Source organism: Sphingorhabdus sp. (genome assembly GCF_035329025.1).
Taxonomy (GTDB): Bacteria; Pseudomonadota; Alphaproteobacteria; order Sphingomonadales; family Sphingomonadaceae; genus Sphingorhabdus_B.
Genome location: NZ_DAOLHN010000060.1, coordinates 1 through 10,723 on the forward strand (window position 1 = coordinate 1; position 10,723 = coordinate 10,723).

At 57.9% G+C, this 10,723-nt stretch carries 12 protein-coding genes and 1 pseudogene; 7 read left to right on the plus strand and 6 right to left on the minus strand.

Annotation, left to right across the window (positions count from 1 at the left end):
- The 7 genes from PKC81_RS13385 to PKC81_RS13415 form a co-directional block, all read left to right on the plus strand.
- Positions 1-183, plus strand: a 183-nt coding sequence (locus PKC81_RS13385; protein WP_324336909.1) for a hypothetical protein, incomplete at its 5' end; no start/stop codon positions are given.
- A gap of 249 nt (positions 184-432) precedes the next feature.
- The gene (locus tag PKC81_RS13390) at positions 433-1,938 is read left to right on the plus strand and encodes an NAD(P)/FAD-dependent oxidoreductase (RefSeq protein WP_324336912.1); all 1,506 of its coding nucleotides are present in this window, start codon (positions 433-435) and stop codon (positions 1,936-1,938) included.
- 35 nt (positions 1,939-1,973) lie between these two features.
- The gene (locus PKC81_RS13395; protein WP_324336914.1) at positions 1,974-2,885 is read left to right on the plus strand and encodes an SDR family NAD(P)-dependent oxidoreductase; all 912 of its coding nucleotides are present in this window, start codon (positions 1,974-1,976) and stop codon (positions 2,883-2,885) included.
- Between the two features lie 37 nt (positions 2,886-2,922).
- Positions 2,923-3,606 (plus strand): Crp/Fnr family transcriptional regulator, encoded by a 684-nt coding sequence (locus PKC81_RS13400; protein ID WP_324336915.1) that lies wholly within the window; start codon positions 2,923-2,925, stop codon positions 3,604-3,606.
- A gap of 38 nt (positions 3,607-3,644) precedes the next feature.
- Positions 3,645-4,388, plus strand: a complete 744-nt coding sequence (locus PKC81_RS13405) for a VOC family protein (RefSeq protein WP_324336917.1) — start codon at positions 3,645-3,647, stop codon at positions 4,386-4,388.
- A gap of 40 nt (positions 4,389-4,428) precedes the next feature.
- Complete coding sequence (locus tag PKC81_RS13410) at positions 4,429-5,241, plus strand: enoyl-CoA hydratase (RefSeq protein WP_189543313.1); 813 nt, start codon at positions 4,429-4,431, stop codon at positions 5,239-5,241.
- A gap of 342 nt (positions 5,242-5,583) precedes the next feature.
- Positions 5,584-6,156, plus strand: coding sequence for a recombinase family protein (locus tag PKC81_RS13415; protein WP_324336921.1), 573 nt, complete (start codon positions 5,584-5,586; stop codon positions 6,154-6,156).
- Between the two features lie 236 nt (positions 6,157-6,392).
- Here PKC81_RS13415 and PKC81_RS13420 read toward each other — a convergent pair whose 3' ends face one another.
- The 6 genes and pseudogenes from PKC81_RS13420 to narY all read right to left on the minus strand — a co-directional run.
- Positions 6,393-6,929: a molybdenum cofactor synthesis domain-containing protein gene (locus tag PKC81_RS13420; protein WP_324336923.1), complete on the minus strand. Its 537-nt coding sequence runs from the start codon at positions 6,927-6,929 to the stop codon at positions 6,393-6,395.
- Positions 6,930-6,931: 2 nt separating this feature from the next.
- Positions 6,932-7,933 carry a GTP 3',8-cyclase MoaA gene (moaA, locus tag PKC81_RS13425; RefSeq protein ID WP_324336925.1) on the minus strand — a complete coding sequence of 334 codons (1,002 nt, stop codon included), beginning with the start codon at positions 7,931-7,933 and terminating at the stop codon, positions 6,932-6,934.
- 8 nt (positions 7,934-7,941) lie between these two features.
- Positions 7,942-8,754, minus strand: a complete 813-nt coding sequence (locus PKC81_RS13430) for a peptidylprolyl isomerase (protein WP_324336927.1) — start codon at positions 8,752-8,754, stop codon at positions 7,942-7,944.
- Entirely contained in the window at positions 8,747-9,451 is a 705-nt protein-coding gene (gene narI / locus PKC81_RS13435) for a respiratory nitrate reductase subunit gamma (RefSeq protein ID WP_324336929.1), read from the minus strand. The genes PKC81_RS13430 and narI overlap by 8 nt, the downstream gene beginning before the upstream one ends.
- A gap of 1 nt (position 9,452) precedes the next feature.
- On the minus strand, positions 9,453-10,166 hold the full coding sequence (gene narJ, locus PKC81_RS13440) for a nitrate reductase molybdenum cofactor assembly chaperone (protein WP_324336932.1): 714 nt from the start codon (positions 10,164-10,166) through the stop codon (positions 9,453-9,455).
- Positions 10,166-10,723: pseudogene (narY, locus tag PKC81_RS13445) on the minus strand (nitrate reductase subunit beta); the annotation flags it as partial. The gene narJ and the pseudogene narY, both read right to left, overlap by 1 nt.

A 10,723-nucleotide genomic window follows, 5' to 3' on the forward strand; every position in this document is an offset into this window, starting at 1 on the left:
AAACACTCCTTAAATCACAACATCAAATCTGTGCCATTGGTGCTGACGGGGAACAAGTTCATGGGGATCATCAATCTGATTGGCCATTCAACACCTAATTACCAAGTCTTCCGGTCGCGATATAAAGCTTCGGAAGTTGCGGCGCTATCCTCTGGCGAAGATTATTATGTCGAAATGCGCTGACAATGCGGCCATAATCGGCTTCAATCTGTCTGGTCGAAAGCCGTCGTTCGTTCACCGACGACCTATGTATGCCAACTCTCGGGTAGCGCCTAGGTGGGCGTTCGGGCCTTTGCAGACACCACCATTCGCTTGGGCGAGGATTAAAAACAACTCGCATGGCTAAACTGCCAATAGGCGACAGTTTAGCCATGTGATCGATTCTAGGGAGCCTCCGACGCCGCACCAAACACCCGGCGCTGGAGGAATGAAATGTCTGCGGTTTCAAGCGATGCCGGTTGCGACTCAGAAGAGATCGAGCGTTTCGACGTTATAATCGTCGGCGCGGGGATCTCGGGCATCGGCAGCGCAACCTTGCTGCGCAAGCACTGCCCGGACTTGAGCTTTGTTGTCCTCGACGCGATGGAATCGTTCGGCGGCACCTGGCTGATGCACAAGTATCCCGGCACCCGTTCGGACAGCGATCTGTTCACTTTCGGCTATGGCTTCAAGCCGTGGAAGGGTGATCCCATCGCTTCGCGCCAGCAGATTCTGGACTATCTGGGCGGGGCTATCGAGGATGCCAATCTTGGGCCGCACATCCGTTATGGCCACAAGGTCCAATCCGCCGAATGGTCGAGTGAAGCGGCAAGCTGGACACTGGCAGTCGAGCGCAGTGATATAGAAGGCTTGGTCCATCTGCAGGGGCGCTTCCTGTGGATGTGTCAGGGCTACTACCGCCATTCACACGGCTACACGCCGGACTGGTCAGGTCTCGCCCAGTTCCAGGGGCAGGTTGTCCACCCGCAGCACTGGCCAGACGATCTCGATCTCAGCGGCAAGCAGGTGACGGTGATCGGCTCGGGTGCCACGGCCGCCACCTTGATCCCGGCGCTGGCTGATAGCTGCGCGCATGTCACCATGTTGCAGCGCACGCCGACCTACTTCGCGGCTGGTCGCAATGCCGACAGCCTGGCGGACGAACTGCGCAAGCTGTATGTCGATGACGCCTGGATCCATGAAATCATGCGCCGCAAGGTGGTGCGCGACCGCGCCGATCTGCTGGAGCGCGCGCAGGCAGCGCCCGACAAGCTGAAGAAACTGCTGATCGACGGGGTCAAGGCCTGCCTGCCCGAAGGCTTTGATGTCGATCGCCACTTTACCCCGCCCTACAAGCCCATGCAGCAGCGCGTGGCCTTTGTGCCTGATGGCGACCTGTTCAAGGCCGTCGCTTCGGGCAAGGCATCGGTCGTGACGGACCAGATCGCAGCCTTTGACGAAACCGGGATCCAGCTTGGTTCAGGCAGCCGCATCGACTGCGACGTGGTGATCACCGCGACCGGCTTTGAGATGTCCGTGATGGGCGAGATCCCCTTCCGGGTTGACGGACGCCATATCGATTTTGCGCAGACTGTGACCTATCGCGGGACGATGTTCACCGGCGTGCCGAACATGGCCTGGATTTATGGCTATGGGCACTATAGCTGGACCTTGCGCGCGGACCTGATCGGCGAGTTCGTCTGCCGCCTGCTGCGCCATCTGGAGGCGCGCGGCGCGAAGAGCGTAGCGCCGACCTTGCGCCCGGATGATCACGACATGCCGCTGCGGCCGTGGGTCGACACCGAATACCTCAATCCCGGCTACCTCTTGCGCAGCCTGGACCGCTTGCCACGCAGCGGTGACAAGCCGGAGTGGCAGCACAGCCAGGATTATCTCTACGAGAGCAAGGCCATCCCGGCCATCGATCTCGACGATCCGATCTTTTCCTACAGCTATTGACCGGGCCGGACCCGCAAAGACCGAGGAGCGTGCAGATGAAGAACATGAAAGGCGGCGTAGCCGTAGTAACCGGCGGCGGTTCTGGCCTCGGCAAAGCTATTGCACTGGAGGCGGCACGCCGGGGAATGCGGGTGGTGATTGCCGACGTGCAGGCGGAAGCCATGGATTCCGCAGTCGAAGATCTAAGGGCTAGGGGCGCGGATGCAATCGGTGTGCTGACCGACGTGACCAGCGCTGCATCGGTTGAGGCGCTTGCCGAGACTGCCGAACGGCAGTTCGGTCCCGCCAACCTGGTATTCAACAATGCCGGTGTCGCGTCAGGTGGGCCAATCTGGGAAAGCACCGAAAAGGATTGGAAGTGGGTCTTCGCCGTCAACGTCGATGGGGTGGCCAACGGTGTGCGGAGCTTCACCCCGCGGATGCTTGCTGCCGCCGCTGCCGACCCGGCCTATCAAGGCTGCATTGTGAATACCGCCTCGATGGCCGGACTGGTTACGGCACCCGGCATGGGCATTTACAGCGTTTCCAAACACGCCGTGATCGCGATTTCGGAATGCCTTTACCACGATCTCGATCTGGCCGGAGATCAGGTCAAGACAGCTGTGCTGTGTCCCTCATACGTGACCACCAACATCAGCCAATGCTATCGCACCCGGCCCGCCGATCTTGCCAATGAAAGCGGCCCGACAAAGTCCCAGCTGGCGACCCAGGCCATTTCCGCGAAGGATCTCGCCAATGGGTCGTTGACCGCAGAAGAAGTGGCCAGCATCACTTTCCAGGCAATCGAAGTGGGGCAGTTCTACATCTATCCCAGCCCGGAACTGCTCCCGATCGTCAAGAACCGCCTGGATAACATCGCGGCGGGATCCAATCCCGATATTCCCTACGAGGACATTCCGATGTTCAAGGAGCGGCGCGATCGGCTAAAGGAAGCGCTGGCCAGTTGAATGCTGGCCCTCGCAGGCGGATCAAGGATATCGGCAGTTGCAAAAAGACAGGGCCCAGCACGATCCAGGAATATTAAGCCCGGAGCTCGATGCTGCGCTGCGCCAGCATGCCCGCCGCCGACTGCTTGGCAGGGGTGAGCAGCTTTATGCGTTCGGGTCCGTGCCCGATGCGCTGTTCTGCGTTGAAGAGGGAGTACTGCGCCTCAGCGTGACCAGCCCCGAGGGCCGGGAATCCGTTCTCAGCATGGTGACTCAAAACCAGTGGTTCGGCGAAGCCTCCCTGTTTTCGGGAGAGCCGCGCGGAAATGACGCCATGGCGATTGTTGCCAGCGCTGTGCTGATCGTCCCGGCTGCAGCAGTCCACCAGCTTGTCGACCACCGGCCGGATTTCTTGCTGCAATTCCTGGCCATGATGGGGAGGCGGTATCGCATGATACTCAGCCGGATGGACGATACCGTGCTGCGCCCCTTGCCCGCCCGCCTGGCGCGGGAAGTGCTGCAGGCGCATGGGCGGGAGCTTGCAGCGGCAGGACCACATCACCCGGTCACGCTCCGCTTCTCGCAAGAGGAAATGAGCCAGATGCTCGGCGCATCGCGGCAAAGCATCAACCGCCTGCTCAAGCAATGGGAGCGAGGCGGCGCCATAGAAGTTGCTTACCGCAGCCTGACAGTCCTCGATCCTGAAGCGCTGCGGTTGCTCACGGAACGTGACGAAGGATAAAGCGCTATGGTCCTGCTCCAAACTACCGGAGTACCAAGATGAAACTGCGCCTGCGCCAGATTGCACTCGCCGTAACTGACCTTGAAGTTGCAACATTGCAGGCCAGCCAGATTCTTGGCCTGGGCTCAGCCTATCAAGACCCGGCAATCGTGCGTTACGGGCTGCGCAATGCGGTCTATGCGATCGACAACACCTTTCTGGAATTCGTATCGCCGATCACCGAAAACACCACCGTCGGGCGCTTGCTGGCCAAGCAAGGCGGTGACTGCGGCTATATGGTCATTCTTCAAACCGACGGGGCAGACGAAGCGCGCGCGCGAATTGATGCTGCGGGTGTGCGCGTGGCGGATCAGTTGGACCGCAATGGCGCGGGCTTCATGCACCTGCATCCCAAGGATGTTGGCGGAACCCTGCTGTCCATCGATTACATGCCGCGCTGGCCCGACTGGGAATGGGGCGGCCCCGACTGGCAAAAGTCCGCTACCCATGACGAGGCCATTACCGGGATTGAAATGAGCGCGCTCGACCCGCAGGGCATGGCGGGGCGCTGGGGGGAAATTCTCGGTCGCCCGATGGAACATTGCGATCATGCAAGCCGCATCGGCCTGGATGAAGGCGAGCTGCGGTTTGCGGCCCCAGCAGGCAACGGCAGTGAAGGATTCCAAGCCTTCGACCTGCACTCCGCCCGCGCCGCGCAGCTGCGCGAAAACGCTGTTCGGCACGGCTGCCTGACCAGTGAGGGGAATATCGCACTGTTCGGCGTGACTATTCGGCTGGTTTGATAGCCTGCATCAAAGCGCCTGATACACGAGAGGATAACCAGTGACCTATTCGCAGATTTGTTATGATGTGATCCGCGCGGTCGCCACCATCACGCTGAACCGGCCAGAGCGCCTGAACGCCTGGACCCCGACCATGGCGGCAGAATTCCGCCAGGCCATGGAGCAGGCGAACAACGATCCGCAGGTGCGTGCGATTATCGTGACCGGCGCGGGCAAGGGGTTCTGCTCGGGCGTCGACATGAACGCGCTGGATGGAATGACCTCGAGCGGCAAGACCCCAAGCAAATCGTTCACCCCGCTTGACCCGGCGGCCCGCGAAGATTTCCAGCATCCGATGACCTGGCTGCCGTCGGTCGGCAAGCCGATTATTGCCGCGGTCAACGGTGCGGCGGCCGGGCTGGGGCTTGCGCTTCTGCTGTTCTGCGATTTGCGGTTTGCCTCCAGCAACGCGGCATTTGTGACATCATTCTCGCGGCGCGGCCTGATCGCGGAACATGGCACCAGCTGGATGCTGACGCGATTGGTGGGACATAGCCGTGCACTGGACCTGATGTTCTCCTCGCGTCGAGTAGATGGCGACGAGGCATACCGCATCGGCCTGGCAGACCGGGTCTGCGCCCCCGAACGGCTGCTGGACGAGGCACGCGAATATGCCGAGAACCTGGCGGCGAATGTCTCTCCGCGCTCGACCCGCATCATGAAGCGCCAGCTGTGGGACGCCCTGTTCGTCGATCTCGCAACCTCGATGCAGGAAGCCGATGAGGAAATGCGGGAAAGCCTGAAAAGCGCAGATTTCAAGGAGGGCGTTGCGCACTTCCTTGAGAAGCGCCCGGCAAAGTTCGTAGGTGGCTAAAGTTTATTTTGGGGTTTTGTGATCGACATCGGTATCTAGAATGCCTTCGAGGTCTAAATGTCCCATGACACTTCTCCTGTGGCCGGAATGGCCACGGGGAGTTTGCCTCAACTATGCATGAAAATGTCCGCTATCCCAATTTGCGGTCCTGAAAGGAGACTTTCCGGATCGTCCAACAAAACTGCCTCCTTAGTACCCCGCATTCGTAATACATCCTTTGAAATGACGTGTAACGAAAACGAGCGTTTTCAATACAAGCATCTGAATTGTAACGCAATTTAGCTTGACGAATTTCAATGCAGCACATAACATTCAAGCTACGATTTCGATACAGGAGTGATCGTGTCACGCGTTTTTGCATATTGCCGCGTTAGTACTGCTGATCAATCACTCGACACCCAAATCCATGAAATCGAAGCAGCTGGCTTCAATATCGAGCCAAGGCGGGTTATTGCTGAAACCGCATCCGGTTCCACCTCTGCTATGGAGCGTAAGGGCTTTAGGCGGCTAGTCGATAAGCTTGATTGGGATGATGTCTTAATTGTCACCAAACTTGATCGATTAGGTAGGAATGCAATGGACGTGCGCGCAACGGTGGAGCAGCTAGCCAGAATGCAGGTCCGAGTTCACTGCCTAGCTTTAGGTGGCGTTGATCTGGCTAGCGCCGCAGGCAAAATGACAATGGCGGTGATCTCAGCAGTTGCCGAGTTTGAACGAGATTTACTCATCGAACGAACACAAGCCGGACTGAAGCGTGCCAAGGCTCAAGGCAAGAAACTCGGCCGTCCCCGTAGTCTGACTTCGGACCAACAGGAGAAAATCCGGTCGCGGCGAAAGGAGGGCGCTTCACTAGGTGTATTAGCCAAAGAGTTTGGCGTAAGCCGTTCGGCCATTCAACGCGTCTCTCGCTGTTAACATATGGACAGCTTGTTGTAGCAACGTCGGCTTTATTCGACGATCCGGACCGTCTGCTTTTCATTCGAACCTTAGGCTTTCCGGACGTCCGTTCACGACCATATTTTATCGTTGTGATGACAGAGATCCTAATTCCGTTTCAGTTCACTCACTTGTAGGTGCCTAGCTAGCGGCCTCCGATATCAACTGAGCTAAAGTCCCCCGACATACGTATCGGAGAGCATGCGGGCCTTCAGCTATGAACAGACATCGCGCAGCCTGGGCAATGCCCCCGCGATCGAACAAGGCTTGTGGCGGCTGTCGAACTCCAGCTCCAGCAAGCCGTCCCATGCATCACGGCAGGCGCCGGTGGATCCGGGGACGCAAAAGATGAAACAATCACCCGCCTGCCCTGCAAATGCCCGCGATTGCATTGCGGCCACGCCAACTGTCTGCAGGCTTTTTTGCTGAAAGGCTATGGCAAAGCCGTCCATTTCGCGGCGGAGCAACGGCTTGACCGCTTCGGGCGTGTTATCGCGTGGCGAAAATCCGGTGCCGCCCGTGGTAAGGATGATTTCGATTTCCGGATTGGCAATCCAGCGCTGCAAGACCGCCTGAATGGCATCGACATCGTCCCGTACGATCGCACGGTCGCGCAGATTGTGTCCGGCCCCCGTCAGCCGCTCAACAAGCAAAGCACCAGACGTATCGGTCTCTTCATTGCGCGTATCGGAAATCGTCAGCACCGCGACACCGAGCGGGTAAAAGGTTAGGCTCTCATTTATCCCGGCCATAATCATCCCCCTATCGAAGCAAGATGCGGTGTCGCACCGCTATTGCCCTGGTGCAATAGATGCGCGGGCGCTTTGGTCATAACCAGCCGTTGCAGTCGCTCGATCAGCTCCTTTGCTTGACCGTCTCGTTGTAGCAGGGGGCGTAGATCAATGCCCGCGTCGCCGAACAGGCAAAGATGCAGCTTACCTGTCGCAGAAACGCGCAATCGGTTACAGCTGGCGCAAAAATCCTTTGAATAAGGCGCAATGATACCAATCCGTCCAGAGCCTTGCGGACTAGCATATTCAATCGCTGGGCCCGCCCCTTCAGATCGCATCTGCTTTTGCCAGCCAAGCGACTCGAGCCGAGCAGTGACAAATGTACCTGGCAGATGATGTGCCGTGAAAAAGGCTGGATTGTCATTGGTCCGCATCACTTCGATGAAGCGCAGTGTCAGGTCTTGCTCGGAGACAAAAGCGATGAAGTCGTCGAGTTCATCATCGTTCAATCCACTCAACAAGACGGAATTGAGTTTCACGCTTGCGATCCCCGCCTGCTTGCAGGCTTCGATGCCGCGAAGAATTTCGGATAGCCTGTTATGGCCGGTAATCGAGCGGAACCGTTCGGGTTTCAATGAATCCATGCTGACATTGATCGCCCTAATTCCTGCATCCGCATAGCTTTGCGCACGTTCGACCAACCGATAGCCATTGGTCGTCACGGCAACTTGACGAATTCCGTCAATACCCGATACCGCCCGCGCGATTTCGAGAAATTCTTGGCGCAACGTCGGTTCGCCGCCGGTAAGCCGGACTTTCCAAAGTCCCAATTTGGCGAAGGCCGAAACAAGCCTTTGGATTTCATCGACCGCGAGATTTGTGGGTGTCCCCTTCGCCTTGCTATAGCCATCGGGAAGGCAATAGCTGCAGCGGAAATTGCAGACGTCAGTCAGCGACAGCCGCAGATATTCAAAACGGCGACCGTGGCTGTCCGCGAGCGTTTGCAAATCGGCAGTGCTAGACAATCTGTCCGTCACTGCACCAGCGGCCCGTCTGTGCTGCCCACATCTATACCCTCAATGTTCGCCTGTGACGCCAGTATGGAGAGATATTGGGTTACAGCGCGCCGCCAACTGGCCTCCTCCAGATATTGGGCGATCTTTTCTTGAACCAGATCGAAGGGCAATTGCTGGCCTTCGACACGCCGACCGGCGCGGATGACATGGACACCAAAGCGTGTCTTCACGGGCTCTGGATGCAGCATGCCCTCATCAAGCCCGAACAGCACATCTTCAAACTCTTCTACCGTTTGTCCTGGCCCGATCTGCCCCAAATTCCCGCCCTGTTCCTTGGAAGGACAGGCCGAATGCTTCAGCGCCAATTCCGCAAAAAGCCCGGGCTGTGCCTGAAGCGTACGTATCGTGGTGCGCGCATCACCGGTTGCAAGCCCATAGGCCAAGCTGTCGGTGGGAGAGGCGGCGAACAGAATATGTTCGGCCTCCACCAAAGTTGGTGACCTGAACCGATCGCTATGCTGGGTGTAAAAGCGCTGGGTGACCGTTTCATCGGCATGCGGGCATTGCACTTCCTGTTCTAGCAGCGCTTCTATCCGTGCATCTTCATCCGCCAGCTTGCGCCCTTCAGCGTCGACAAGGCCAACGCTCATGATTTCCAGCCTGTCGGCTTCATCAAGAAGCAATTGACGCAGGACAAGCGCTCGTGCAGCGGCCTCCCAGGCCTGATTGGGATCGGGTGCCGGATGGTTCTGAACTTCGGCCGCAATCAATGCAGCGTCAATCTCTCTGCCATTCACGGTGACGCAAGGGTGCTCGAGGACATCAGCCATGACGCAGCCCCAGTTTGCGCGAGCGCACGACCTGATAACCAGGACGCCAGACATAGCGCACAGGCGCTGAAAGCATGTGAACAAGGCGTGTGAAAGGGAACAACAACAGGATCGTCAGGCCGAGCACCAGATGCGTTTTGAAAATGATGTGTGCGTCAGCGACATAAGAAGACGCGTCGCCTTGAAAGGTGAATATCCCTTGCGCCCAGGTCATGAACTTGACCATTTCATGGCCATCGAGATGATTCATCGACACCGGAATGGTCCCCAGACCCAGCACCAGTTGCAGCCAGAGCAGCACCAGGATCATGATGTCGCTGAAACTGGAGGTGTTGCGGATACGCGGATCGAACAGGCGGCGATGTAGTAGCAATGTTGCTCCGGCAAAGGCTAAAATACCCGCCAAACCGCCCGCAACGATGGCCAATATCTGTTTCGAACTGTGCGGAATACCTAACGCGTCAAACAACGCGATCGGTGTCAGCAATCCACCGAGATGTCCAAAGAAAATCACGAGAACACCCGCGTGGAACAGCACCGAACCCCACATTAATTGCTTTCGCCGTAAAAGCTGGCTGGAGCCAGAGCGCCAACTATAAGGTTCACGATCATATCGAATGACCGAGCCCAGCGCGAGTACCGCAAGTGCGATATATGGGTATATGCCGAACAGCATGTGATTCAGGAATTCGGCCATGTCACAAGCTCCTTGACGTTTGGTTTGCGTGGAGAGGATCGAGGATACGGCTGACCATGGACTGCGCCTGCGGACATGCCGGGGCCGCATCGGGGGCCGAAGGGGCCATTGCGCCGAAGGTAATTTGTTCTTCTTCCCAAGCTGCGTCCAATGCCTCCAGATCGTCGGGGTCCTCAACCACGATCATCGCTTCGGGCGGAACGCTTTGGCCTCCGGAGAGATCGCGCAGAACCGCGAGCAAGCCCGCATAATCCGTACCGCGCGCGTCGAGCCGGTCTGCCAGCGTCGCAATGATCGCGCCTGGTTCGGAAAGCTCGGCCAGCGCCTCTTCTTTCGGCAAGGTCGAACAATATTCGAGGAACAGGGGCAGATAGTCTGGCAGCTCGTTGCTAGCCGGATCGAGACCCGCCGCGACATAACGGTCGCGCAGATCAACCATCGCTTGTCCCCGATCACGGCTTTCGCCATGAACATGCTCGAAAAGATGCAGGCTGTGCGTCCGCCCACGATCGAACAGTTCGACATAATGTTCCTGCAACGCAATCAGATCTCCGCCGGAGAGACGAAACAGAAGTGGTTCGAGCCGAAGCATCTGCTTTTCACTGACAACACGTTCAAGCAATAGCGCCCGCCGGATTTCCGGAACCGCAGCGCGCAAGTCTGTATCGGGATAGTGAAGCAGCGCCGAAAGCGCGCGTAAAGTGACCGTGCCCATCAGAATACCTCCGTAGGAGTTTGCAGTTTTTTACGCGCGAGGGCGCCAAACAGGTTAGTCTTGGTTTCTCCGCCTGAGCAGCCATTGCCGAAAGAGAAGCCGCAACTGCCGCGTTCGTCGTACATGTCCTCAGCATCTTCGCGGTGGCCGGTCGGGATGACGAAGCGGTCCTCATAATTGGCGATCGCCATGACATGATACATGTCTTCGATCTGCGCGCCCGTAAGGCCGACAGCCCGGGCGATGTTCTCGTCGACCACACCCTCGACCGTCTTTGAACGCATATAACCGCGCATTGCGAGCATCCGTTCCAGGCACAGCGCCACGGGCTCTGTGGCACCCGCCGTCAGCAGGTTGGCGAGATATTTAAGTGGTATCCGCAAGGAACGAATGTCTGGCATATTGTTGTTGGCCGAAATCTGCCCCGAATTCGCCGCAGCGCTGATCGGCGACAATGGCGGGACATACCAGACCATCGGCAGAGTCCGATATTCGGGGTGCAGCGGGAAGGCGACTTTCCATTCCATCGCCATCTTCCACACCGGCGAATGGCGCGC